The 24,709-nt window shown below is 65.9% G+C and carries 25 protein-coding genes; 9 read left to right on the top strand and 16 right to left on the bottom strand.

Annotated features, from left to right (window positions below):
- The first annotated feature begins 197 nt into the window (after nucleotides 1-197).
- Complete coding sequence (locus tag GGD65_RS28980) at nucleotides 198-1,268, top strand: Cj0069 family protein (protein WP_183237401.1); 1,071 nt, start codon at nucleotides 198-200, stop codon at nucleotides 1,266-1,268.
- A 36-nt stretch (nucleotides 1,269-1,304) separates the two neighbouring features.
- Here the strand turns inward: GGD65_RS28980 and GGD65_RS28975 are convergent, their stop codons facing one another.
- The 7 genes from GGD65_RS28975 to GGD65_RS28945 all read right to left on the bottom strand — a co-directional run bounded on the left by GGD65_RS28975 (nucleotide 1,305) and on the right by GGD65_RS28945 (nucleotide 9,946).
- The gene (locus GGD65_RS28975; RefSeq protein WP_183237400.1) at nucleotides 1,305-4,493 is read right to left on the bottom strand and encodes an efflux RND transporter permease subunit; all 3,189 of its coding nucleotides are present in this window, start codon (nucleotides 4,491-4,493) and stop codon (nucleotides 1,305-1,307) included.
- Entirely contained in the window at nucleotides 4,490-5,911 is a 1,422-nt protein-coding gene (locus tag GGD65_RS28970) for an efflux RND transporter periplasmic adaptor subunit (RefSeq protein WP_183237399.1), read from the bottom strand. Before GGD65_RS28970 ends, GGD65_RS28975 begins: the two co-directional genes overlap by 4 nt.
- A 79-nt stretch (nucleotides 5,912-5,990) precedes the next feature.
- Nucleotides 5,991-6,383 carry a FixH family protein gene (locus tag GGD65_RS28965; protein ID WP_092256564.1) on the bottom strand — a complete coding sequence of 131 codons (393 nt, stop codon included), beginning with the start codon at nucleotides 6,381-6,383 and terminating at the stop codon, nucleotides 5,991-5,993.
- 101 nt (nucleotides 6,384-6,484) lie between these two features.
- Nucleotides 6,485-6,850, bottom strand: a complete 366-nt coding sequence (locus GGD65_RS28960; RefSeq protein ID WP_183237398.1) for a hypothetical protein — start codon at nucleotides 6,848-6,850, stop codon at nucleotides 6,485-6,487.
- A 131-nt stretch (nucleotides 6,851-6,981) separates the two neighbouring features.
- Entirely contained in the window at nucleotides 6,982-7,959 is a 978-nt protein-coding gene (locus tag GGD65_RS28955) for a tripartite tricarboxylate transporter substrate binding protein (RefSeq protein WP_179734065.1), read from the bottom strand.
- A 72-nt stretch (nucleotides 7,960-8,031) separates the two neighbouring features.
- Nucleotides 8,032-8,937, bottom strand: a complete 906-nt coding sequence (locus GGD65_RS28950) for a VOC family protein (protein WP_183237397.1) — start codon at nucleotides 8,935-8,937, stop codon at nucleotides 8,032-8,034.
- A gap of 16 nt (nucleotides 8,938-8,953) precedes the next feature.
- A complete protein-coding gene (locus GGD65_RS28945; protein WP_183237396.1) occupies nucleotides 8,954-9,946 on the bottom strand; it encodes a zinc-dependent alcohol dehydrogenase family protein in 993 nt (330 codons plus the stop codon).
- Nucleotides 9,947-10,058: 112 nt separating this feature from the next.
- Here GGD65_RS28945 and GGD65_RS28940 point away from each other — a divergent pair, with 112 nt between their 5' ends.
- The 3 genes from GGD65_RS28940 to GGD65_RS28930 all read left to right on the top strand — a co-directional run bounded on the left by GGD65_RS28940 (nucleotide 10,059) and on the right by GGD65_RS28930 (nucleotide 12,303).
- Nucleotides 10,059-10,760, top strand: a complete 702-nt coding sequence (locus GGD65_RS28940) for a GntR family transcriptional regulator (RefSeq protein WP_183237395.1) — start codon at nucleotides 10,059-10,061, stop codon at nucleotides 10,758-10,760.
- A gap of 92 nt (nucleotides 10,761-10,852) precedes the next feature.
- The gene (locus GGD65_RS28935; protein WP_018315779.1) at nucleotides 10,853-11,716 is read left to right on the top strand and encodes a fumarylacetoacetate hydrolase family protein; all 864 of its coding nucleotides are present in this window, start codon (nucleotides 10,853-10,855) and stop codon (nucleotides 11,714-11,716) included.
- A gap of 8 nt (nucleotides 11,717-11,724) precedes the next feature.
- Entirely contained in the window at nucleotides 11,725-12,303 is a 579-nt protein-coding gene (locus GGD65_RS28930) for an amino acid synthesis family protein (protein WP_018315778.1), read from the top strand.
- A 15-nt stretch (nucleotides 12,304-12,318) separates the two neighbouring features.
- Here GGD65_RS28930 and GGD65_RS28925 read toward each other — a convergent pair whose 3' ends face one another.
- Nucleotides 12,319-13,146, bottom strand: coding sequence for an MBL fold metallo-hydrolase (locus tag GGD65_RS28925; protein WP_179734053.1), 828 nt, complete (start codon nucleotides 13,144-13,146; stop codon nucleotides 12,319-12,321).
- A gap of 97 nt (nucleotides 13,147-13,243) precedes the next feature.
- Here GGD65_RS28925 and GGD65_RS28920 point away from each other — a divergent pair, with 97 nt between their 5' ends.
- Nucleotides 13,244-14,116 carry a LysR family transcriptional regulator gene (locus GGD65_RS28920; RefSeq protein ID WP_183237394.1) on the top strand — a complete coding sequence of 291 codons (873 nt, stop codon included), beginning with the start codon at nucleotides 13,244-13,246 and terminating at the stop codon, nucleotides 14,114-14,116.
- Here GGD65_RS28920 and GGD65_RS28915 read toward each other — a convergent pair.
- Nucleotides 14,100-14,861, bottom strand: coding sequence for a hypothetical protein (locus tag GGD65_RS28915; protein WP_179734049.1), 762 nt, complete (start codon nucleotides 14,859-14,861; stop codon nucleotides 14,100-14,102). The genes GGD65_RS28920 and GGD65_RS28915 overlap by 17 nt on opposite strands.
- A gap of 15 nt (nucleotides 14,862-14,876) precedes the next feature.
- Entirely contained in the window at nucleotides 14,877-15,065 is a 189-nt protein-coding gene (locus GGD65_RS28910; protein WP_179734048.1) for a hypothetical protein, read from the bottom strand.
- Nucleotides 15,066-15,318: 253 nt separating this feature from the next.
- On the opposite strand from GGD65_RS28910, the gene GGD65_RS28905 reads away from it, so the two are divergent.
- Nucleotides 15,319-16,293 carry a DUF2336 domain-containing protein gene (locus GGD65_RS28905; RefSeq protein WP_183237393.1) on the top strand — a complete coding sequence of 325 codons (975 nt, stop codon included), beginning with the start codon at nucleotides 15,319-15,321 and terminating at the stop codon, nucleotides 16,291-16,293.
- 142 nt (nucleotides 16,294-16,435) lie between these two features.
- On the opposite strand, the gene GGD65_RS28900 is transcribed toward GGD65_RS28905, so the two are convergent.
- The 4 genes from GGD65_RS28900 to GGD65_RS28885 form a co-directional block, all read right to left on the bottom strand.
- Nucleotides 16,436-16,780 carry a DUF1491 family protein gene (locus tag GGD65_RS28900; RefSeq protein WP_018315768.1) on the bottom strand — a complete coding sequence of 115 codons (345 nt, stop codon included), beginning with the start codon at nucleotides 16,778-16,780 and terminating at the stop codon, nucleotides 16,436-16,438.
- 53 nt (nucleotides 16,781-16,833) lie between these two features.
- Entirely contained in the window at nucleotides 16,834-17,043 is a 210-nt protein-coding gene (locus GGD65_RS28895; protein ID WP_026201548.1) for a hypothetical protein, read from the bottom strand.
- Nucleotides 17,044-17,197: 154 nt separating this feature from the next.
- Entirely contained in the window at nucleotides 17,198-17,908 is a 711-nt protein-coding gene (locus GGD65_RS28890; protein WP_018315766.1) for a peptidoglycan-binding domain-containing protein, read from the bottom strand.
- Entirely contained in the window at nucleotides 17,901-19,766 is a 1,866-nt protein-coding gene (locus GGD65_RS28885; RefSeq protein ID WP_183237392.1) for an ATP-binding protein, read from the bottom strand. The genes GGD65_RS28890 and GGD65_RS28885 overlap by 8 nt, the downstream gene beginning before the upstream one ends.
- A 410-nt stretch (nucleotides 19,767-20,176) precedes the next feature.
- On the opposite strand from GGD65_RS28885, the gene GGD65_RS28880 reads away from it, so the two are divergent.
- The gene (locus tag GGD65_RS28880; RefSeq protein WP_092256623.1) at nucleotides 20,177-20,620 is read left to right on the top strand and encodes a DUF5330 domain-containing protein; all 444 of its coding nucleotides are present in this window, start codon (nucleotides 20,177-20,179) and stop codon (nucleotides 20,618-20,620) included.
- Nucleotides 20,621-20,687: 67 nt separating this feature from the next.
- The gene (locus GGD65_RS28875) at nucleotides 20,688-21,116 is read left to right on the top strand and encodes a SufE family protein (RefSeq protein ID WP_092256626.1); all 429 of its coding nucleotides are present in this window, start codon (nucleotides 20,688-20,690) and stop codon (nucleotides 21,114-21,116) included.
- Nucleotides 21,117-21,276: 160 nt separating this feature from the next.
- Here the strand turns inward: GGD65_RS28875 and GGD65_RS28870 are convergent, their stop codons facing one another.
- Together GGD65_RS28870 and GGD65_RS28865 are read right to left on the bottom strand one after the other, a co-directional pair.
- Nucleotides 21,277-21,696 carry a MucR family transcriptional regulator gene (locus GGD65_RS28870; RefSeq protein WP_018315761.1) on the bottom strand — a complete coding sequence of 140 codons (420 nt, stop codon included), beginning with the start codon at nucleotides 21,694-21,696 and terminating at the stop codon, nucleotides 21,277-21,279.
- Nucleotides 21,697-21,829: 133 nt separating this feature from the next.
- Nucleotides 21,830-22,732 carry a DUF308 domain-containing protein gene (locus tag GGD65_RS28865; protein ID WP_179734040.1) on the bottom strand — a complete coding sequence of 301 codons (903 nt, stop codon included), beginning with the start codon at nucleotides 22,730-22,732 and terminating at the stop codon, nucleotides 21,830-21,832.
- A gap of 313 nt (nucleotides 22,733-23,045) precedes the next feature.
- On the opposite strand from GGD65_RS28865, the gene GGD65_RS28860 reads away from it, so the two are divergent.
- Entirely contained in the window at nucleotides 23,046-24,695 is a 1,650-nt protein-coding gene (locus GGD65_RS28860) for a glycosyltransferase family 39 protein (RefSeq protein WP_183237391.1), read from the top strand.
- The last annotated feature ends 14 nt before the right edge of the window (nucleotides 24,696-24,709 follow it).

Genomic DNA, 24,709 nt, shown 5'->3' with positions numbered 1-24,709 from the left:
AAACCCGGGTGGCCCAGCTGTCAACCGGCGCATCGCCGAGGCGCGTCACGAAGAGTTCACTCGGAACGGAACCGCGCCAACCGGCATCTTGAAACGACCGGACGATCTCATTAGGGTTCGTCACGTGGGGACGAAGCAGACTCCCCGTGAGACCCCGGTCCAAGCTCTGCGCAGCACGCCATTCGTGGAGCTTGCGCATGGACACCGACTTCTCTTCCCGCAATGTTATCGCCATCCTCTCACGCGGAGACGCCGCCGCCCGCCAGGATGCAACGCCGCACAACAGCCGCTTCGTCCGCGTCTTCGAAGCGCTCGCCGCCGTCGGCATCGACGCGCGTCCCGTGATCTACGACGAGAGCTTTGCCGACGCAGTCCGCGATCAACTGCTGGCGGCCGAGGGCGTGCTGGTCTGGGTCGATCCGATCCACCAGGGCAAGACGCGCGCCGAGCTCGATGCCCTGCTGCGCGACGTCGCCGCGCAGGGACCGTGGGTGAGCGCCCATCCCGACGTAATCCAGAAGATGGGCGTCAAGGAGGTGCTTTACCGAACGCGCCACCTGGGCTGGGGGACCGATACGCATCGCTATGACACCGCCGCTGCGTTCCGCGCCGAATTTCCCCCGCGCCTTCGGGCGGACGGCCCCCGCGTGCTCAAGCAAAATCGCGGCAATGGCGGCCAAGGCGTCTGGAAGGTCGAAGCGCTTCCGCACACGACCGAGACGGTTCGCGTGCTCCATGCCCAGCGCGGGAGCCGGCCCGAGGACATCAGGTTCGACGATCTGGTGGCGCGCTGCGCACCGTATTTCGGCTGGGGCGGCTGCATCATCGACCAGGCGTTTCAACCTCGCCTGCCCGACGGAATGATCCGCTGCTACATGAGCGGCGCCAGCGTCGCGGGCTTTGGGCACCAACTGATCAAGGCCTTGATCCCACCGCCTCCGGAAGGCCCCGACGCGCCCGAGGCGCAGCCGGGCCCGCGGATCATGCACGGCCCTGATGCCCCGCCGTTCCGGGCGCTGCGAAGGTCGATGGAGGATGAATGGACGCCGCAGATGGTGGAAACGCTCGGCATCGATGAATCGTCCCTGCCGGTGATCTGGGATGCGGATTTCCTGTACGGGCCGCGCGATGCGGCGGGCGCCGACACCTACGTGCTGTGCGAGATCAACGCGAGCTCCTGCTTTGCGATCCCCGAGGAGGCGCCGGCGGCGATCGCACGAACGGTGACGCACCGCCTGCTGCGGAGCCAGGAGACACGGTCCGGCTGAGCCAAAGCCCGGGAAGCCGGACAACGTCTAGCGATCCTATTCGGCCGCTTGCGGAGCGCGCATGCCGTTTTCCGTTTCAACGGCATATTCGTCAACGAGCGCCGGTTGCTCGCCATCAGGCAGCCCCCGCCCCTTCACCAGCCCGAAAATCGCCGGGATCACGATCAGCGTCAGCAGTGTCGAGGAGATCATCCCGCCGATCATCGGCAGCGCGATGCGCTGCATGATCTCCGAGCCAGCACCGGTGCTCCACATGATCGGCAGCAGGCCCGCCATGATGGCGACAACCGTCATCATCTTGGGCCGGACGCGCTCGACCGCGCCCACCATGATGGCGTCATGGAGATCGCGCCGGGTGAAGACCCCGCCCTCGGCCTCGCGCCTCGCCTTCATCTCGGCCAGCGCGTGATCGAGGTAGATCAGCATCACGACGCCGGTCTCGGCGGCAACGCCGGCGAGCGCGATGAAGCCGACGGCGACCGCGACGGACAGATTGAAGCCGAACCACCACATCATCCAGATGCCGCCGACCAGCGCGAACGGCAGCGACAGCATCACGATCAGCGTCTCGGTCAGCGCCCTGAAGTTCAGATACAGCAGCAGGAAGATGATCGTCAGCGTCACCGGCACGACGATCTTCAGGCGCGCGGCCGCGCGCTGGAGATATTCGTACTGGCCGCTCCAGACGACATAGGTGCCGGCGGGAAACTGGATGCTCTCCGTCACCGCGCGTTGCGCGTCCGCGACGTAGCTGCCGATGTCGCGATCGCGGATGTCGACGTAGATGTAGGTCGCCAGCTGGCCGTTCTCGGTGCGGATCGACGTCGGCCCGCGCGCCGGCTCGACCTTCGCCACCTCGCCGAGCGGCACGGCGCCGCCCGCCGGCATCGGCACCAGGATATCGCCAGCGATCGCCTTGGGATTGTCGCGCAGGTCACGCGGATAGCGCATGTTCACCGTGAACCGCTGCCGGCCCTCCACGGTCGTCGTCACCGTCTGCCCGCCGAGCGCGGCCGCGATGGTGTCCTGAACGTCCTGGATCAAAATGCCGTAGCGGGCGAGCGCCTCGCGGTCCGGAACGATCTCGAGATAGTAGCCGCCGATGCCGCGCTCGGCGTAAGCCGAGGACGTGCCCGGAACGGTCTTGATCACCCGCTCGACCTGCCGCGCCAGCCGGTCGATCTCGACGAGGTCGGTGCCCATGACCTTGACGCCGACAGGCGTGCGGATGCCGGTGGAGAGCATGTCGATGCGCGCCTTGATCGGCATGGTCCAGGCGTTGGAGACACCGGGAAACTGCAGCGCCTTGTCCATCTCCGCAATCAGACTGTCGACGGTGACGCCGGAGCGCCACTGCTCCTTCGGCTTCAGATTGACCACCGTCTCGAACATTTCGGTCGGCGCCGGATCGGTCGCGGTCGCCGCCCGTCCGGCCTTGCCGTAGACGGAGGCGACTTCGGGGAACGACTTGATGATGCGGTCCTGAATCTGCATCAGCTCGGCCGCCTTGGTGACGGAGATGCCGGGCAGCGTCGTCGGCATGTAGAGCAGCGTGCCCTCGTACAGCGCCGGCATGAACTCGGTGCCGAGCTGCCGCGCCGGCCATGTCGTGACGGCAAGGACTGCGACCGAGGCCAGGATCACCAGCGTCCTGGCGCGAAGCACGCCCTTGATCACGGGCCGGTAGATCCAGATCAGGAAACGATTGATGACATTTTTGCTCTCCGGCACGATCCGGCCGCGGACGAAGATCACCATCAGCGCCGGCACCAGGGTGACCGACAAGAGGGCCGCGGCCGCCATCGAGAACGTCTTGGTGAACGCCAGCGGGCTGAACAGCCGTCCCTCCTGCGATTCCAGCGTGAAGATCGGCATGAACGACACGGTGATGATCAGCAGGCTGAAGAACAGCGCGGGGCCGACCTCGGACGCGGCGTCGATCAGGATCTGCACGCGCGATTGGCCGGGCCCGGCGCGTTCGAGATGCTTGTGGGCGTTCTCGATCATGACGATCGCGGCATCAACCATGGCGCCGATCGCAATCGCGATGCCACCGAGACTCATGATGTTGGAGCCGAGACCGAGCAGCTTCATGGCACCGAACGCCATCAGCACACCGACCGGCAGCATCAGGATCGCGACCAGCGCGCTGCGGACGTGCAGCAGGAACACGATGCAGACCAGCGCGACGACGACGCTCTCCTCGAACAGCGTGTGCTTGAGCGTGTCGATGGCCGCGTAGATCAGGTTGGAGCGATCGTAGACCGGCACGATCTCGATCGATTTCGGCAGGCTGCTCGCGATCTCCTTGAAGCGCTTCTTGACGTTCTCGATGACGTCGAGCGCATTGACGCCGAAGCGCTGCAGCACGATGCCGCTGGCGACCTCGCCCTCACCATTCAGCTCGGTGATGCCCCTGCGCTCGTCCGGTCCAAGCTCGACATTGGCGACGTCGTGCAGCAGCACCGGCGTTCCGCCGGAGGTCTTCAGCACGATGTTGCCGAGATCGTTGATGCTCTTGATATAGCCCTTGCCACGGATGACATATTCGAACTCGGCGAGCTCGACGGTGCGTCCGCCGACGTCGGCGTTGCTGGCGCGGATCGCCTCACGAATTTTCTGCATGCTGATGCCGCGGTCGCGCATCCGCTGCGGGTCGAGCACCACATTGTACTGCTTGACGAAGCCGCCGATGCTGGCGACCTCGGCGACGCCTTCGGCCTTGGCCAGCGCGAATTTCAGATTCCAGTCCTGGATTGTGCGGGTGTCTGCCAAGTTCAATTCCTTCGACAGGACCGCATACTGGTAGACCCAGCCGACGCCGGTGGCGTCGGGGCCGATGGTCGGGGTGACGCCGGCGGGCAGTCGCGACGAGGCGCCGTTGAGGAATTCCAGCACGCGTGAGCGCGCCCAATAGATGTCGGTGCCGTCCTCGAAGATCACATAGACGAACGAGGCGCCGAAGAAGGAGAAGCCGCGCACCACTTTCGATTTCGGCACGGTCAGCATCGCCGTGGTCAGGGGATAGGTGACCTGGTCCTCGATCACCTGCGGCGCCTGACCGGGATATTCGGTGTAGACGATGACCTGGGTGTCGGAGAGATCCGGGATTGCATCCAGCGGCAGATGGATCAGCGCATAGAGACCGGCGGCAGCCGCAAAGCCGGTGCCGAACAGCACCAGCAGCAAATTGCGCGCCGACCAGGCGATGATGCGGGCGATCATTTGTGCTCTCCCGTCGCATGGCCCGCATCTGACGGCTGAGGCGCTCCCTCCGCAAACCCCTTGAGCGCGGCCTTCAGATTGCTTTCCGCATCGATCAGGAAGGTGGCGGATGTGACCACCGCCTCGCCATCGGCAAGTCCGTCGCGCACCTCGATGTAGCCGCCGCCGCGCCGGCCGAGCTTCACCTCCCGCGGCTCGAAGCGCCCTTCGCCCTTGTCGACGAGGACGGCCTGCCGCGTGCCGGTGTCGAGCACCGAACTATCCTGGATCGCCAGCACGGGCGCGCTATCGGCCGTGTCGATCTCGGCATCGACATACATGTCCGGCAGCAGCGCCGCATCGGGATTGGCGAGCTCGATCCGGACGCGAACCGTCCTGGTGTCGCGGTTCACCTGCGGATAGACCACGGCGATCTTGCCGCTGAAGATACGGCCGGGAAAGCTGCGCGCGCGCACCGCCACGGACTGCCCTACCGCGATGTTGCCGAGATCGCGCTCGGCGACGTCGGCCAACGCCCAGACCTGCGAGATATCGGCGATCCTGAACAGCACGTCGCCGGGATTGGCGCGCATGCCGTCGATCGCGCTGCGCTCGAGCACGATGCCGTCGCGCGGCGCCGACCAATGCACGGTGAGGGGCGCAACGCGCGTCCGCTCCATCTCGGCGATGACCTGTTCGGGTACGTCGAGATTGACCAGCCGTTGCCGCGAGCCGCGGCCGTACATCTCGACGCCGCCCACCGTCTTCGAGGTGATGGTCGCGAGATATTCCGCCGCGGCGGACGCCACCGCCGAACTGTAGATCTCCATCAGCGGCTGGCCCGCCTTCACCCGCGTGCCGGTGGTGACGTCGGCGACTTTCTGCACGAAGCTTTCGGCACGCATCGCGATGACAGAGACGCGGCGCTCGTCGAGCTGGATCGTGCCGGGCGCCCTCACCGCGACGCGGATCGCGCGCCGCCGGACGGGCTCGGACTTGACGCCGGTGCGCTGGATCTTGCCCGGCGACAGCTTCACCGTGCCGTCGTCGGTCTCGTCGCCTTCGTAGACGGGGATATAGTTCATCCCCATCGGGTCCTTCTTCGGCACCGGCGAGGTGTCGGGCAGGCCCATGGGGTTGCGGTAATAGAGGATTTTTCGCGCGGAAGCGGCTTGCGCTGGCTTCGGTGCCACTGCAGTCGCCTCACCGTCCTCATAGACCGGCAGATAGTCCCGGCCGCGGTCGTCCCGCTTCGGAGTGGCAGACCAGAGCGGCGCGCCGCTGGGATCGCGATAGTAGAGCGGGGTCCGGTCCGCCTGGGCCGCAGCCGGGGTCGCCTCGGCATGAACGGACCAGCGACCGTGGTTCGAGAACCAGTACGCACCCAAAACCAGGCCGCCGCCCAGCGCGAGTGTTGTCAGGAGACGCAGCGTCTTCATGGTGTGCCTTCGCGCGGCGTGCGCGCATCCATGTGAATGGGACAGAGGAGTTCGGACGCCGCGCGCGGCGTCCGCACGCTCACTTGGTCGCCGTGACGATCACCTTGCCGGTGACGGTCTCGGACTCGCCCTGGACCTTGGCCGACAGCGTCACCTGGTAGCGGCCGGCCATCGGCAGGTCCGTCCGGAAGGCGTAGACGCCCGGCTCTTTCGACGGCAGCGGCGCCACCGCCGATTCCATCTCGGCCATCCCGTCCGGGGCCATGTCGACGCGGGTCTTGAAGATGACGGCGTCCGCCACCGGCTTGCCGGTCTGCTTGTTGGTCAGGCGAACCGAGAGCGTAACGTCGTCGCCCTTCTTCATTTGCGTGGTGACGGCCTCGAAGGCGTAGTCGCCGGCGCCCGCCATCGCCGCGGAGGCGGCAAGCGAAAGGGTGGCGGCGAGCGCCGCGGTGGTGAATTTGGAGAGCATTGTCCTGTCCTCATGATCTGATCTTTCGCCGTGGCGCTTGAAGCGCACACGTCAGTCGTCGTCGCGCGCAAACGTGCTGCGCGCGTTCGGCTGTTGCGAGATCAGATTCGAGGAGGTCGGAAGGGAGGACTGCTGCCGCGGACGGAGACGACCTGATGCTCAGGGATGGCGATCGTGCTCACCGCTACGGCGAAATGCCCGAAGACGACGGGCCTGATGGCATCGAGCGCGATGGTGCCGCCGACGCAGCAGAAGCCCATCCCGCATTTGTAGCCGCCGGTCTGGGACGGCGTCCCCTTCATGTCGGGGCAGCAATCGTCCATCGCCATGTCGCCAGCCGCGCTCATGTGCATGGTCGCCTGCATGTCGTCCGACGACATGGCAAGCCCGGATGCGGACGCGCCAACGGGCAGCATCGCCAGGGATATGGCGATTGCGAATGCCAGGATGGTACGAACGAGGCGCATCTTTATCGAGTTACCTTATCAAGGTCGCAGCGTATCCCTCGTAGCATATCCCAGTGCCGGTGGCGCTTGTTGATCCGGATCAAGCATTCGTGAGCAGGGCCAGCCGGTACCGGCCCTGCCGCCGGCCCGGCTCAGATCTTCGGGATCTTCGCCCGCTCCACCACGCCGGTCCATTTGGCGATCTCGGTCCCGATCAGCTTCTTCATCTCCTCCGGCGAGCTGCCGCGGACCTCGCCGCCGACGGCCGTCTCCAGACGCTGCCTGAGCTCGGGATCCCCGAGCGCCTCCAGAGTCGCGGCATTGAGCGCGGCGATGATGGCAGGCGGCGTTCCCTTGGGCGCCAGCAGGCCGGCCCAGGTGCGCACGTCGTAGCCCTTGATGCCGGCTTCCTGCACGGTCGGAACATCAGGCAACAGCGCGGTGCGCGTCGGCGAAGTCACGGCCAAGCCACGGATCGCGCCGCTCTGGATCTGCGGGGCCAGCAGCACGGGCGTGCCGACGATGACGGGAACGTCGCCACCGAGCAGCGCGGTGACGGATTGGGAATCGCCGCGATACGGCACGTGCACGATCTCGATGCCGGCGGTGGCGTTGAGCAATTCGCCGGCAAGATGATGCGTGCTGCCGAAACCGACCGATCCGAAGCTGAGTGAACCCGGCTTTGCCTTGGCCATGGCAATGAGCTCACTCAGCGATTTTGCGGGGTAATCGTTGCGCACGGCGATGACGAGCGCGTAGTAGACCAGCGTCGAGATCATCTCGAAGCTCTCGGCCGGCTGATAGGCGAGGCTCTTGTAGGTCGCCGCGGAAATCGCGTGCGCGCCGGTGACGAGGCCGAGCGTATAACCGTCGGGCGCCGCCTTGGCGACCGCATCCGCCGCGATGTTGCCGCCGGCACCCGGCTTGGCCTCGACGATGATGGGCTGCCCGAGCTTCTTCGACAGCCCGTCGGCAATGATGCGCGAGAGCGTGTCGGCAGCGCCGCCGGCGGCAAAGCCATGCAGCAGGCGGATCGGGCGCGACGGATAATTGTCCGCCGATGCCGGGATGGTCGCGAGACAACCACCAAGCAGAAAAATGGCCGCAGCAAGCCGCTTCATCCGACGCATGGATGCATCCTCCCTTTGATTGTTATGTCGTTGGCCGCGCGTGCGGCGATCTTCCGTTAGAACTCAAATCCGCTAGCGCGCGAACTCCGTGCATTCAGGCGATGGCGGCATGCCCCAGACGTCGCGCGGCAGCCCGACCCAGACTTTTGGCCGCTGCGGACGATCGCGATGCCAGGGACGCGGCTCGAAATAGCCGAGCTCTTCGTCCACCATCCGGTCGAGGTCATGAAACAACTCGACCAGATGCCCATCGGGATTGCGGTGATAGATCGCCGTGTTGTGGCCCGGGCCGTGACGCACCGGTCCCCAGAGCACCGGGAGCTTGTGACGCGCGAGATGGTCGCAGGCCCGATGCATGTGCTCGGGGCCCCGCAGCTCGAAAGCAAAGTGATGCAGACCGCGGCCAGGCGCGAGCGCGAAGTTGAGCGTGTGATGCTCGAAGCCGCTGCGCATGAAGACGAAGCGGTCCTCGATCCAGTCGGAGACCCGCAGCCCCATTACGTTCGCGTAGAACTCCGAAGCGGCTTTGGGATCGGGCGTACGGAGCGCGACGTGGCCGAGCTTGGCCACAGCAAGCCCGCCGATCCGCTCCTGGGCGGGCGTCGGGGTCCAGCCCTGGATCAGCTCGAAGCGTGTGCCTTCGGGATCGGCAAACGACAGCAGCCGGGACACACCCGGCAGGGGATCGCTCCGCAGCTCGGGCCGCAAGTCCGCCTGCTTGAGCGCGGCGCCCAGCGCCTCGATCTGGACCTGCGGGGAGATCTCGAAGGCGATGCTGCTCAGCGCGGCATCGCCGGGCTCGATCACGAGCGAGAGCTGCTCGGAATCGCTGGCGAGGAAAATGCGGTTTCCATCGCGGGCAACGAGGCCAAGTCCGATCACGCCGCGATAATAGTCGAGCAGCCGCTCCGGATCGGGCGAGGTGAAGGTCGCGTGTCGCAGCCGGGTGAAGCGTGCAATGGGTGCTTGTGTGCTCATCGTGCGGTTCACCCCCTCATGGAATCATGATGATCTTGCCGAGCGCGGAGCCCTGCTCCAGCAGCGTATGGGCCTTCCTGACCTCGTCGAGCTTCAGCACCGCCGAGATCGCCGGCTTGATCGCGTTGCGGCTCAAGGCCTCGATCACGCTGCGCATCAGGGCACGGCGTCCGTCACGATCGTGGTCGTAGATGTGGAAGGAGAAGCAGCGTATCGCCGGACAGATGTCGAGATGATCGCGCATCGCCGCCATCAGATTCTCTTCCGGCAATCCGGCGAAGGCGTTGTAGGACAATAGCGTGCCCCATTTGCCGAGCGCGCCGAGATAAGAGGTGAACTCGGGACCGCAGACGTGATCGAGCACGAGGCCGACGCCCTCGCCATCCGTCAGTTCGCGGGTGCGCGCCACGACATCCTCGCTTCGGTAGAAGATGACATGATCGGCGCCGTTCGCCCTGGCGAATGCAGCCTTCTCTTCGGTGGAGACCGTGCCGATGACGGTCATCCCGGCAAGCTTGGCCAGTTGCACCAGCGCCGTGCCGACGCCGCCGGCTGCGCCGATCACGAGCGCGCTTGCAGGCGCGCGGGGATGGCGGCATTCGTGCAGCAGCGCGTAAGCGACCTGATAGTTCGACAGGCACACGGCCGCCTGCAGATCGACATTGTCGGGCAGCGCGTGCACGGCATCCGCGGGCGCGACCACGTAATCGGCGTAGCAGCCGCCGCGCTGGGCCAGATCGCGGGCGCTGAGCAGCACCTTCTGGCCGAGGGCAAGTCCCTCGACGCCGGACCCGAGCGCAGAAATGCGCCCCGCAACATCGTTGCCGGGATTGGCCGGCAACGGCGGCATCCATTTGTAGACGCCGCGCCGGATCAGCACGTCGGGTTGACCGACCCCGAACGCCTCGGCCCGGATTTGCACCTGGCCGGCTCCGGGCACAGGCACCGGAAGCTCGACCACCTCGAGTGCATCCGGCCCACCCGGCTGACGCACCAGCACCGCCCTCATGTCTTCACGCGCTCCCTAGATCATATTTTCGAAAATCATACCGTTTACGAAAATTATTGCAAGATGCTCGTTAGCGCGGCATGTTGAGGCATCGATTCAGCGACAGATCCCCATGCCCGAGAGCGCCATCCGCCCCCGCAAGGAATTCGGCAAGACCATCGCCGCCGACATCACGCATCGGCTGCGCGAGGAGATCATTGCCTGCGCGCTTCCGCCCGGCGAGCCTTTGCGCTTCGACGTGCTGCGCGAACGGTTCGGCGCGAGTTTCACGACGCTGCGCGAGGCGCTGACCGCACTTGCCGCGGAAGGCCTGGTCGACGCCCAGGAGCAGCGCGGCTTTCGCGTCGCGCCGGTCAGCCGCCAGGATCTGGTGGAGGTTACTGATGCGCGGGTGCTGATCGAGATGGAATTGATCCGCCGCTCGATCGCGCGCGGCGATGACGATTGGGAAATCGCAGTGATCTCGACGCTGCACAGATTGAAGCGAATCGAGCAGCGCGATCCCGAGCATCCCCTGCGCGATCCCGAGTGGAAGATCGCGCATCGCCAGTTCCATCAGGCCCTCGTCTCCGCCTGCGGCTCGGCGACGCTGCTCGCCATTCGCGCCGAGCTGTTCGATCGTGCCGAACGCTACCGGCATCTCTCCGCCAATTTCAGGCCGCGCCCGCGCGATAAGGCCGGCGAGCACCAGGCCATCATGCAGGCCGCCATCTCGCGCAACGCAGATCTCGCCGTGCAGCTGATCGAAGCGCATATCCGCTCGACCTCCGACAACGTCGCCAAATACGCCGGCCATCTGCTCGACGCCGAATAGACGACCTGCATTTTGACGCGGCGGGCTTGCGCCCGGCTTCATTTTCGAAAATAATACACCCTATCGAAAATAGGAACCCTTGGGGCGAAACCATGAAGCTGCTGTCGTTCTTGGACGGAAATCGGGAAAGCTGGGGCGCCGTTGTCGAAAACCGCGTGGTGGATCTGGGCCGCGCCCTGCCCCGGTACCCGACGCTTGCGGACTTTCTCGGCAGCGATGACTACGCCAGGCGCGAGGCGATCGTCGCCGGGCACAAGCCGACGTTGGCGCTGAGCGACGTCAAGTATCTGCCGGTGATTCCGCGGCCCGAGAAGATCGTCTGCGCCGTGCGCAACTATCTCGACCACCACAATGAAGCCGTGGCGTTCGGCATGAAGCGCGAGATTACGGAATTCCCGCCGATCTTCCTGCGGGTCTGGCGTTCCCAGGTTGCGCACAACGCGCCGGTGATCCGGCCGAAGGTCTCGGACAATTTCGACTGGGAGGGCGAGCTCGCCGTCGTCATCGGCAAGGGCGGCCGTCACATCAGCCAGGCCGACGCATGGAATCATGTGGCGGGCTATTCGATCTACAACGACGTCAGCGTGCGCGACTGGCAGCGCCACGCGCAGCAAATCGCTTCGGGCAAGAACTTCGTCGGCACCGGCCCGTTCGGACCGTGGCTGGTCACGCCGGACGAGATCGGCGATCCCACCAAGCTCAAGCTCGAAACGCGCGTCAACGGCGCGACCGTGCAGTCCTCCGACACCTCGATGCTGATCTTCTCGATCCCGCGGCTGATCGAATATTGCTCGACCATTTTCGATCTCGTCCCCGGCGACGTCATCGCGACCGGCACGCCGGCCGGCGTCGGCTTCACCCGCAAGCCGCCGATCTTCCTTAAAGCCGGCGATGTGGTCGAGGTCGAGATCGAGAACATCGGCGTGCTCAGCAATCCCGTCGTGAACGAAGCGTAGGGCCGCCGATGTCCTACGATATTCGCAAGACCGCGCTCGGCGTCGAGACCATCTGGCATGAGCGCGGGCCCCGGCTGGAAAAGCCGCTGCTGGTCGGAACCGCCGTCGCGGTGATCCGCAATCCCTTCGCCGGCCGCTATGAGCCGGACCTGATGCCGTTCCAGGCGTCCTTGCGTCAGCTCGGGCGCGAGCTTGCGAGCGCGCTGATCGCACAGCTCGGCGGCGCCGAGCGCATCGAAGCCTATGGCAAAGGCATCATCGTCGGCGAGGACGGCGAGCTCGAGCAAGGCGCCGTCTGGCATGAAGCCGGCGGCCATGGCATGCGCGAGGTACTGGGACAACCGAAGGCGATCGTGCCGGCGGCGAAGACCATCGGCGGTCCCGGCACCCGCCTGATGGTGCCTCTGGGCCACATCCATGCCGCCTATGTCCGCAGCCATTTCGGCACCGCGGAGATGACGCTGTGGGATGCCCCGCGGCGCGACGAGATCGCCTTCGGCCTCGTGATGGCGACCGGCGGCCGCCCCCACGCGCGCATCGGCGGCCTCAAGGCGTCGGAGATCTCCGTGCATGACGGGCAGCGGTGAGGTGTCGGCGCGCACTCAGTGCGCGCCGCAGCGGCAGCGCTCGTAATCGGCGGGATCGTGGCTGTTGATGATGCTCACGCGATCGCCGTGATCGCGCTTCAGCGCGCGCAGCCGTTCCTGGTTGGCGATCCGCATGTCGCGGTCCATGTCGCCGCGGCGTTGGAAGTAGCCGAGCATCAACGGCATGCGCGGCGACGCGTCGAGCTGGGCATGGTGGAAGTAGCTGTCGCCGGCATGCAGCAACCAGCCATCGCCCGAGCGCACCGCGATGCCGCAATGGCCGAGCGTGTGGCCGGCAAGCGGGATCATCAGGATGTCCGCCTCCTTGTCGCCGAGCGCGCGCACGCCCTTGAAGCCGAACCAGTCCTCGCCGGCTTCACCGTAGAATTGCCAGCGCGGACCGTGGCTCCACTGCCCCGTGACATAGCGGCCTTCCGGCGGCGCGGGCTTGCGCAGCACCGCCATGTCGTATTCCGCGCGGTGGACGTGGATCGCGGCATCGGGAAAGTCGGGCACGCCGCCGGCATGATCGCGGTCGAGATGCGTCAGCAGCACGTGACGCACGTCGTTCGGTGAATAGCCGAGCGCCCTCACCTGCTCGGCCGCCGTCTCCGCGGGATCCAGCTTTGGCGCGGTCTGCCGCACCCAGCGCCGCCCCAGCCGCTCAGGCGATGCGATGTCATCGAGGCCGATCCCGGTGTCGACCAAAGCCAGCCCGTCATTCGTCTCCATCAGCAGGCAGTGGCAGACCAGGCGGGCGCGCTGGAACAAGCTGCCGCTACCGTTCACCAGGCGGCGGCCGATCGGGCACATCGTGCCGGTGTTGAGATGGTGGATCTTCATCGCGTATCCCTGCCGGTGTTCGTGAGCAGGACGCTCTTGTCATGGCTCGATCCATAGGTAAAATATCGAATATTGATACTATCTCTAGGCCAATCCTATGGATATCCGCGAGCTTCGCTACTTCGCCGCCGTCTACCGCGAGCGCAATCTGACCGCGGCGGCGCGGGCCTGCTTCGTGTCGCAGCCGTCGATCTCGACTGCGATCACCAATCTGGAGGCGGAGCTCGGCACCACGCTGTTCATTCGGCACAAGAAGGGCGTCGCGCCCACTGCCTCGGCCGAGCAGTTTCATACGCTGGCGCGCCGCATTATCGACGAGGCCGATGCCGCGCGCAGCCTGTTCAAAAAGCCTATCACGAAGACCACGGTGACGCTGGGCCTGATGCGCACGCTCGACGTGCCCCGGACCATCGCGCTCTTGAAACCGCTGACGGCGCGTAGCGACATCGCGCTTCGCCTCGTCGGCAGCGAAGAGCGCGCAGACGCGCGGATCATCGCCAAGACCATGGTGCGCGATGACGAGCATTTCGTCGCGATGTGGAGCGAGCGCTATGTCGCCGCGTTGCCGCCGTCGCACCCGCTGACGCTGAAGGACAAGCTCCGGGCTGCCGACCTCGCCGGCGTGCCGCTGATCGACCGCTGTCATTGTGAACAGAACGCATTCTTCGGCCGCAATGCGCAGCGGCGCCAGACCGCGGCGATCGCGCAATCGGAGGATTGGGCCATCGCGCTGGTCGCCGCCGGCGTCGGCATCGCCATCGTCCCGGAAGGCGTGGCGAAGGGCAATCTTGATGTCGCGGTGCGCGAGATCGAGGTCAAGGTGAAGCGCGAGGTCGGCCTCGCCTACCGCGCCTCGGTGCCGCTGGCGGATGCGCTGAAGGAGTTTGTCGGGAAGCTGCAGAAGCAGCGGCGGCCGGATCGAACCAAGCGCCGGGTCGGCGCGCGCAAAAAGCTCAGCCCTTCGAGATGACCGCACGCCCATAGGGCGGTTGCGCCTGGACCGGCGGGTTGGCGGTCTGGGCGGCGAGCTCGCCGATCAGGCGGTCGGCGTCGGCGGCCATGCCGTCGGGGGCATGGATCACCAAGCGCTCCAGCGCCCAGCGGTAGGAAGAGATCCGCTGCTCCAGGCATTGCTGCACCCACTGCACGATCAGCGAGTTCTCCTGCATGCGCGCCACCGCGTCGTCCCTCTCCCTCGGCGAGAGCGCGGAGACGCGCGCCATGCTGGCGTCGCGCTTCCGGTCGAGATCGATGACGCGGATCGCGGACGCGAAGAACGGCTCGAAGCGGGTGATGTCGTTGCGCACGTCCTCGATCAGCTGCGCATAGCGCGAGGAATGCGAGCGGTGCGGCTCGTCGATCAGTGTGCGACCATACATGGTACGGTCGAACACGATCTTCTGCCGCCAGGGCGAAGGCATCGCCTTGTAGTCGCCGAACACGCTCTTCCATGCGGGGCGTGACAGCGGCGGCTCGATCATGGGATAGGCGAGGTCGCGCAGCTGGCGCTCCTCGTCGGTGAGCTGGAATTGCGAGGGACCCAGGCCGACGCTGCCGGTGGCTTCGGCCCCCAACCAGCGATGCATATCGTCGCTGCGCATGTCAGCGCGGGTGCGGCCGAAATCGCCGCCGCTACAGGCCCCGAGCGTCGCAGCCAGCAGCGTGAGCAGGACGGCCGATAGAACAGACCGGATCTGGCGGATGGTGTCCGGCATTGCAAAAGCCCGAAATCAGCGACGGCGACGACGGCGCCCCGGCGCTGTGCCCTGCTCCGGCCCGTGATCGCCGCTGGTTTCGTCTACCTCGCGCTCGATACGGATGACGGGAAGGATCAGGATCGTTCCCATGTCCGCGCGCGGAGCCACATCCCCCGACGAGCCCACCCGGCGACCGGCCGGAAATTCAATGATGGTCCCCATGTCAGCTCTCTTCAATTGCCGCGCGACCAGGCGCGCTCATGCAACATGCATTCATTAAGATCAGTTCATGGTTAACGGGGTGTAAACGTCGCGGTCGGACCGTAGCCGCACGGGCCGGCCGCGACGTCCCGCTGCGGCACGAGATCGCTTCAAATCAAGCGTTCGGCTTCACACCTCGTTTTCCTTAACGAGCCTTTAAAGGAGCCTGCGATAGGCTGGCGAGCAGTATCTCTTCCAGGTCGCGTATCTCTCCATGACCAAGTCGCTGTTTCCCGGATTCGACGGGCTGATGTCCCTCTCCCGTCGCGAAGGCGTCGATGTTCGGCCGACGCTGCTGCGCGTGCTGACCGACCTCTATGTGCAGACGCGCATCCACAGCGACGACGAGCAGCGCCAATTTACCGAGCTTGCAACGCGGCTGATCGACCAGGTCGACGATGCGACCCGCGCAGCCATCAAGGCCAAGCTCGCAATCTATCCGTCGACGCCCGTCCCGGTCCTGCAAAAGCTCGGGCTGGTCGCCGCGCAGGAAGGCCGCAGGGTTCCGCTCGCCCGCGAGATCGCCACGCCCGCACCCGCCCCCTCGCCGGCCCGCACGCCGACCGACGCCGAGCTGCGCATGGCCGCCAACATGGCGATGCAGCCGACGGACGCCGCCGAGATCCACGACATGTTCTTCCACGCCGGCGCCTCCGAGCGCGCGCTGATCCTGCACAACCTGGCGCAGACCCCGCTGAAGGCCGCGCCCCGCATTCCGACCGTGCGCGCCAAGCGCGCGATTCAGATCCTGGAGATGGCGGCGATCGCGGGCGACGTCGACAATTTTACCCTCGAGCTCGGCGACAGCCTGATCCTGCCCTCGCGCGTCGCGGCCCAGATCGTCGACGATGCCGGCGGCGAGGCGCTCGCGGTCGCCGCGCGCGCGCTCGACATGCCGAGCCCGAACTTCCAGCGCATCCTGCTGTTCTTCAAGCCGGAGATCGGCACGTCCGTGAACGAGGTGTACCGGCTGTCGCGGCTCTACGACCGCCTCAGTGACCGTTCGGCGCTGGTGATGCTGGCAGCCTGGCGCGGCTCGACGCTCGCCGTTACGCGCGCAAAGTACCAGCCGTCACTGCACGATGGCGAACGCCAGCGCGCCCGCGCGGGGGCAAGCCAGATCCGGCCGGGCGTGCAGCCCGGCGCGGTGCCGCGTCGCACCGGCACCGACGGGTCATCGGAGCGGTAGCGCAGACGGTTTAGCCCGTAGCCCGGATGGAGCGCAGCGTAATCCGGGTCTCCGTCACTCGTGGCGGAAGTCCCGGATTACGCTTCGCTCCATCCGGGCTACAAGGCTGGGTGTTGGGCTCGCAACGACGGAAGAGCAGCAGTTACGTCTTCGCCAGTTCCAGAAAATGCCGCCCGCCGCGATCCTCGGTCTCGACGATCCAGGCGTCCGGATCGAAGCGGATTTCCTTGGCGAGACGCTCCTCGATCGTGTGCTCGGGCAGGGGTTGCTGCGCGACCGGCACGAAGAAGCGATCGACAGGACGGCCGTCGTCATAGACGGTCTGCGGCGCCGGCGCGTAGAGCATCGCATGGCCGTCGAGCAACGACACCTTCACGAACACCGCGCCCGCCTCCTCGGCCCCGCGACGACGCACCGCGCCGAACACGCCCTCGGTCTGGCACCGGCGCAGGTAGGCCGCGACCCATATGTTGGATTTCAAACGCATGAGTCGAACGATAGGCCAGCGTGACGCGCGCCGCCAGTCTCAGCGTCCGATTGTCACGCCTTGCTTACACGTTGCCCGCCGTTGATCTGGCGCGCAACGAGATATGACAGCGGCATCGCAAGCGCGAATCCCACGGCGACTGCATAGGGGATGTTCCTGATCGCGTCGGCGGCGAAACTCGGCACCATCAGCACGACGATCAGGCTGACGCCCGCCAGCGTCGTGCCCAACATAATCCAGACCAGAACCGAGACCTTGAACATGACAATCTCTCTTCTTCGTTGAAGATGAGCGATCATGTTCCCCAACGCTGTCGACCGTCATTGATCCCAAGCAAATCGCCCGCGCGCGGGCGCGGCTTGGTCTGCGGCGCGCGATGGCCGGAATTGATCGGCGTCAATGACAGCGGGATGCGCGTTATTCGACGGGATGGCCGATCGCGGCGCCGAGCTCGCGCAGCAGCCGGTCGGACAGCTGGCCAGTGACCTGCATCTTGTGCTCGCGCTCGAACTTCTGGATCGCGGACTGGGTCTCACCGCTCATCGTGCCCGTGATCTTCAAATTGCCGTAGCCATATTCGGACAGCGCGCGCTGCACGCCGGCGATACGCCGTGCGGCCGGGCTCTGCGGCACCGGAATCGGCGCGGGCGGACGCATGGCGGACGGCGGCGTCGAGGTCGTCGCCTTGACCAGATTGGTCATGGGATCACTGCCCGCCCGCGGCGTCGATGCGGTCGCCTCGACGGGCTTTTCGGGCGGCTTCTCGGCGGCTCGCTCGGCAGGTTTCGGCTCGGCGCGGAACTCCGTCGCGCGCGGCTCCAGCGGCGAGGTATCGGCGCCGACCGGGCGCGGACGCGGCATTGGGTTCGACAGCGCCACGGCGGACGGCGCGGGAAGATTGATCACGGTGCCGAACATCGGCGCCGGATGGCGGCCGGTCTGCAGGAACAGCGCATTGGCAACGATCGCGCCGATCGCGGCGACGGCGACGAGACCGGCCAGCGTGTCCTTCGGGCTGTGCAGCAGCACGCGCATCACGAGGTTGCGCTCGGTCTCGACATCGATGACCGCGGCCTTCGCGCCACGGCGGCGCGGAGCGGCTTCGTCCTTGGCAGACTTCTTAGGCACTTTTCTTCACCAGAGCGGGTTGGTCCTGAGACTGGTCGTGAGTTTGGTCCTGAAGGTCCTGGCGCAGCACCGGCGTCAGCGTCGCGACCTTGCTCTCGACCGGCTTGACTTGCGGCGGCGTGTAGACGAGCGGCAGCCTGACGGTGACGGCGGTGCCCTCTCCCAACCTGCTTTGTACCGTCAATTCGCCGAGATGCAACGCCACGAGACTCTTCACGATCGAAAGTCCGAGGCCGGTTCCCTCGTGACGGCGCTGATAGGTCTTGCCCGCCTGGAAGAACGGCGCGCCGATGCGCTTGAGATCATCGGGCGCGATGCCGACGCCGGTGTCGCTGATGCGCAGCGTCAGCTGCGAACCCGACACGGCAGCGGTTACCGAGACCTGACCGCCGCGCTCGGTGAACTTGATGGCGTTGGCGACGAGATTGAGCACGATCTGCTTGAATGCCCTGGGATCGCCGGTCATGACAGGCAGATCCTGCGGCGCATCGGTGATGAGGTCGATGCCGTTCTCCCGCGCCTTCAGCGCCAAGAGATTGCAGCAATGCAATAGCGAGGCGCGAGGCGCGAACGGCTCGGACGCGATCTCGAAATTGCCCGACTCCATCTTGGACATGTCCAGGATGCCGTTGACGACCGACAGCAGATGCTGGCCGGAATCGTTGATGAGCTGGGCATATTCCTGGCGCTGGGCCGCGCCCAGCATCAGAGTCTGCTCCTGCGCGATCATCTCGGAGAAGCCGATGATGGCGTTCAGCGGCGTGCGCAGCTCGTGGCTCATGGTGGCGAGGAAGCGCGTCTTGGCGGCATCGGCAGCTTCCGCGGCACTGCGCGCCTGATCCAGCGCCTGCTCGGACAGCTTGTGGTCGGTGACGTCGCGCATCACGGCGACGACTTCGGCCTCGCGCATGACGTCGCCATGAGGATTCTGGCCGATATCCCGGTCGAGCGGGCGGCAGCGCATCTCGACCCAGAGGAAATCGACCTGACCGCGCTCCGAACCGTCGGGCTCTCGCCGCAGCCGGAACTCGATGCTGCGCACATCGCCGCGCGCGCCATCGGAGAGCGCGGTGAGATAGGCCGGGCGATCGGCGACATGGACGCGGTCGAACAGGCCATGCCCGAGCAGTTGCGCCACCGGCGTGCCGAGCATGGCTTCCGCCGCGGGCGAGATGAATTGCACCGCACCGTTGCGCCGATGCCGCGAGACGACGTCGCTCATGTTGCGGGCGAGCAGGCGATAACGCTCCTCCTCACGCGAGAGCAGCGCCACGCTGGTGCGCGCCAGCGATTCCGCGCCGAAGGCAAGGCCGGCGGCATAGAGCGTCGCCGAGACGACGCCGCACGCCATCAGCACGCCGCGTTCAGCAGGGCTGGTGTCTGCAACCGGCAGCCAGCCGAGCTGGCCGACGAGGATCAGGAGTCCTGCACAGGACAGTGCGAGCAAGGATGCAAAGGCCGCGACGCGGCGCGAGGCCGACAGCGCGGCTTCGAGGGGAACCACGACCAGCCAGACCGCGGCGAATGATTCGATGCCGCCCGTGGTGCCCGCGACCGCCATGATCAGGCCGGCGAGCGCCAGTGACGACAGCACATGGGCGCCTTCATAGCGGCCGGTGCGCGACAGGAACCAGGACAGCAGGATCGGCGCGATCAGCCAGGCGAACGCGGCGACCTCGACCGCGCTCGGCGCGCCACGCATGGCGAGATAGACCGGGAATGCGGCAAAGGCGGCCAGGCTGCCGAGCAGCCGCGGCGCCATGAAGGCACGATGACGCGCCCGCATCAGCGCATCGTAACGCGCGGAGGGATGCAGCAGTGCATCGAGACAATCGCGGATGATACTCAAAACTGTCACGGGTCTCGCGCTTCGGCTCAATCGTCTTTTGGAAGACGCGCCGCAACGCCTCCTTGTCGTTGAGCCACCGTGTCAGAGCGACCTTAAACGAGTGCTAAGGCGGCTCGGTGTGCGGCCGGACGCCGGGACATCGCGGGGCTTTTTAGACGATTTGGCGACGTCTTCGGCGAGGATGGTGAACACAGGGTTTCACGCCTCCCGGCATGGTTTCGAATTGGTGGATATGCGTGCCAGCGAAATCACGGGCGCCGGCGTCAATCGAAAATTTACGACACCGTCGATCTCGAAGAATTTTGCGTAAATTTTCCGCGAATTAAGCTCAAGGCAATCACTTGCGATTTATCGAGAGTTGCTAGGTCCGACATCCGCGGAGTTCGCCGTGGACGGGATCGAACGTACAGGTCGCTAAGATGCGCTTTCTGCTCCGCATCACATTCTGGCTCGGGCTGGTGCTGGTGCTCCTGCCCAGGGACAAGACGCCCGAATCGGACAAGCTGCCGCAGATCGGTGCTGCCGATGCGGTGCAGGCTGCGACCGCGGCCGTCTCCGACATGACCCAGTTCTGCAAGCGCCAGCCGGCGGCCTGCGAGGTCGGCGGACAGGCCGCGACCATCATCGGCCAGCGCGCCCAGGACGGGGCGCGCAAGATCTACCAGATCATCAACGACAAGAAAGAGCAGATCTCCAACGACAAAAACGAGAAGAACGACAAGAACGACAAGAAGGCGCCCGACCATACCGGCTCGATCGCGATGGCTGGCGAAGGCGATGCCGCATCGGCCGAGGCGCCGCGCGATACCCTGAGCCAGGACGACCTCGCGCTGGAATGGCGCGGCCCGGCGGCGGCGAATTAGCGCCCAAACCCTATCGATTTCATCTCCTCGCATCCTTATATTGGCCCTAACGGGAACACGGGCCAACATGACGACGATCGACGAAATCAGGGATAATTTCGAGCTTCTGGACGAGTGGGACGACCGCTACCGGTACGTCATCGAGCTCGGCCGTACCCTGGAACCGATGCCCGAGGCGGAACACTCCGCCGAGAACAAGGTCAACGGCTGCGTCAGCCAGGTCTGGCTCCAGAAGCTGGTCGACCGCGGCCATGGCGCGCCGATCCTGAAATATCGCGGCGACAGCGACGCGCATATCGTGCGCGGGCTGGTCGCGATCGTGCTCTCGCTCTATTCGGGCCGCACGCCGCAGCAGATCCTCGATACCGACGCGATCGCGGTGTTCAACGAGTTCGGCTTTCGCGATCACCTGACGCCGCAGCGCTCCAACGGCCTGCGCTCGATGGTCGAGCGCATCAAGACCGATGCGAAAGAGGCGCTGGCGGAAGCGTCGTAAGAAGCTCTCGTAGGGTGGGCAAAGCGGCTTGTCCGCCGTAGCTCGAAGAGCGAAGGCGGAAGCGTGCCCACGATTTGCGTGTGACTGGTGAGAATTCGTGGGCACGTCGCGCAAGCACGCGCCTTTGCCCACCCTACCAGAGCTGGCCGAGCGAGCGACTCTACTTTCCCTTCTTCCGCTGCTGCTGTCCGAGGCCCATCTGCTTGGCCAATTGCGAGCGCGCCACCGCATAGTTCGGCGCGACCATGGGGTAGTCGGCCGGCAGGCCCCATTTCTCGCGGTATTGCTCCGGCGTCATGTTGTATTGCGTGCGCAGATGGCGCTTCAGCGACTTGAAGCGCTTGCCGTCTTCCAGGCAGACCAGATAATCGGGCGCGATCGACTTCTTCAGCGAGACCGCCGGCTTGGCCGGTTCGAGCGGCGCGGTCTCGGTGCGACCTGACGACACCCGCACCAGGGCGCCATGCACCTGGCTGATCAGATTCGGAATCTCCGTCGCAGGCGTCGGATTGTTGCTGAGATAGGCCGACACGATGCTCGCTGTCAGCTCGATGAAATTCTTTGCCCCAGCGTCCGACATCGGCCCGCCCCTCCACTTGCGCCTCACGGGATAGACGACGCCGAACTATTCCGTGTCAACAGGACGTTCGGCTGAAACAAGGCGATGACCGACACGGTGGCGACAACGGCGCTCTAGTTCTGCGCGGCAGAGCTCAGGACCGCTGGTCGAGATGGGCGCGCAGCTCGTCGATCGAGGCAAAGCGCATCATGCCCTCCGGCATCTGCGCTTCGATCGAGCCGTCGGAATAGAGCGAATAGGCCATGCCGTCGACGATTCCGGATTTGAGCACGGTGACGGGCGGCTGCTCGACAGGTGGCGGTGGAGGCGGCGGCGGCTCGGGTGCAGGCGGAGCGGCCTCCGCAAAGGTCGATGGCGAGCGCGGCGGCGGCCGGCGCAAGGCGGCCGGCGGCTCCGGCGGACGCATGCGGTCCGGCTTCGGCCAGGCATCGTCGAAGCTTGCAGGCGGAGTATCCAGGGCCTCACCGGGCTCCGCAGGGAGCTGCGGCGGCGCGTCCTCGATGGCCTTCGCCTCCGCACGCTCCCGTTCCTTACGCGAGGTCGAGGCGAACAACAGGTTGCGCCGGCGCGGCGCTTCCGGAGCCGCGGGCGGCGTTGGAGCTTCCGGCACCGGCGGCGTCTCGACACGCGGACGCTCGCGCGCGGCGGCTTCGCTCTGCCACGGCGGCGGGCCTGCGGCGGGCGGCGGCGACGGTGGCGGCTCGATCCTTGCCTCGCCCCTTGCCGCCGCAGCGGGCATCGGCTCGGGCGCAGCAGCGCCAGGCACGGCAAGGCCCGGCCCGGATGCGGCGAGGCCCGGCAGCACGGGCCTGACCCGAACCTCGGACGGCGCACCGGCCAGCCGGCGCGCGAGGCCCTTCAGTTCCGTGACCACGACATAGAGGCCGGCCAGTAACAATCCGGAGCAGACGGCGATCGTGCCCGAGATTATGAGGGGGCTGCCGAGGCTGAACTCCCTGACGGAGAAGCCAAACAGGATCGAAAGGAAGCCCGCCACGACGGCGAAAATCCCCGCGATCAACAATGCCAGATTCATCGAACTCACCCCCGGTCGCCATCCACACGCGACAACCGCTACGCCACGATACCGTCATCCGGTGTTCCACGCCAACGAGGAATTGTCGGTAGCGTTCCTAAAGGGAAGGAAATCAGGGACTTATTCACATTCCCTTCAGCTACGGCTCGCTACTGCTTAGACTGCTCTCAAGTAACCCGGAATTGCTGCGTCGCATCAGGAATTTAGCCATAATGCCCAATTACTTGGTAATGGAACTGCGCTATAGGGAGTCCGGGGTTGAGGCCCGCGCGCACCAGCAGGGCCAAGAGGGGATTCCGGGGCACCGATAGCCATGACATCCATCACGACTGCGGCGATCGACACGCCTCTGCGGCGCTCGGTCGAACGGACTTGCGACGATCTCGCCATGCTGGTGCTGGCCGCGGTCGCGGTCATTGCGGGCCTGACGTTCCGCGACTACGGCCTCGGCTGGGACGACTACACCCACGCTGAATATGCCGATTTGCTGCTGCGCATGTTCGGTTCCGGCTTCAAGGACACCGCGGCGCTCTCCTTCGCCAATCTCTACATGTATGGCGGCGGCTTCGACATGGTCGCGGCCCTCCTGCACAAGATCATTCCGCTCGAGCTGTTCGAGACGCGACGTCTGGTCGGCGCCATCGTCGGCGTGGTCGGACTTGCGGTGACGTGGCGGCTCGGCCGCCGCATCGGCGGACCCCTTGCCGGTCTTGCCTCGCTGCTGCTGCTCGCGCTGTGCCCGATCTTCTACGGCCACATGTTCATGAATCCGAAGGATGCGCCCTTCGCGGTGGCCATGATCATCCTGATGCTCGGCCTGGTCCGGCTCGCCGAGGAATATCCCAAGCCGTCGCCGCGCACGATCCTGATCGTCGGCCTGGGTGCCGGCCTTTCGCTGGGCTGCCGCGTTCTCGGCGGGCTTGCGCTGGTCTACGCCGTGCTCGGCTTCATCCCGCTGTTCCTGGAGGAACTGCGCAGCGAGGGCCTGCGCGAGTCGGTCCGCCGCTTCGCCCATGTCGTCTATGTGCTGCTGCCTGGCCTCGCGTTCGGCTACCTCGTGATGGGCCTGATCTGGCCGTGGTCGATCATGGAGCCCGGCAATCCCTTCGAGGCGCTGACCTACTTCTCGCACTTCTTCGAGAAGCCGTGGAAGGAGATGTTCGACGGTGCGATCGTGTCCGTGCCCGACATGCCCTGGTCCTATCTGCCGACGCTGTTCGCGCTGCAGCTGCCCGAGGTGATGCTGGTGCTGACGGCCGGCGCCGTGGTCGGCACCTTCGCCATGCTGCCGCGAAGCGAAGTGCCGGCGCGGCGCAAGACCATCATGCTGATGCTGACGCTCGCCGCAACCCTGCCGCTTGCGATCGCGATGGTGAAGCGGCCGGCGCTGTACAACGGCATCCGCCATTTCGTGTTCGTGATCCCGCCGATGGCGGTGCTCGGCGGCGTCGCCTTCGCCTGGGCCATGGAGCGCCTGCGCGCCAATCACCGCACCTGGCAGCCGGTCGTGCTCGCCACGTTCTGCTTTGGCCTCGCGCTCTCGCTCGCCGAGATGATCCGGCTGCATCCCTATCAGTACACCCACTTCAACCACATCGCCGGCACCGTGCGCGGCGCCGACGACCGCTTCATGCTGGACTATTGGGGCCTCGCGCTGAAGCAGGCCTCGGATGAGCTGCGCGAGCAGATCGTCGAACGCCAGGAAGTGCCGCCGACCAATCGCAAATGGAAGGTCGCGGTCTGCGGTCCGCAGCGCCCCGCCCAGGTCGCGCTCGGGCCCGACTTCACCATCGGCTGGGATTCCAACGCGGCCGATTTCGCGATGACGCTCGGCGAGTTCTACTGCAAGGGCCTCACCGCGCCCGTGATGGTCGAGATCAAGCGCGACGACGTGGTGTTCGCCCGCGTCTACGACATCCGCGGCCGCAGTATTTCCAGCCTGCTCTCGATCCCGGCGCCGTAATATTCTTCTCCCGT

The organism is Bradyrhizobium sp. CIR18 (genome assembly GCF_014198295.1).
Lineage (GTDB): Bacteria > Pseudomonadota > Alphaproteobacteria > Rhizobiales > Xanthobacteraceae > Bradyrhizobium.
Note: the sequence above shows the minus strand (reverse complement) of the source record. Positions and strands in the feature narration are given on the sequence as shown.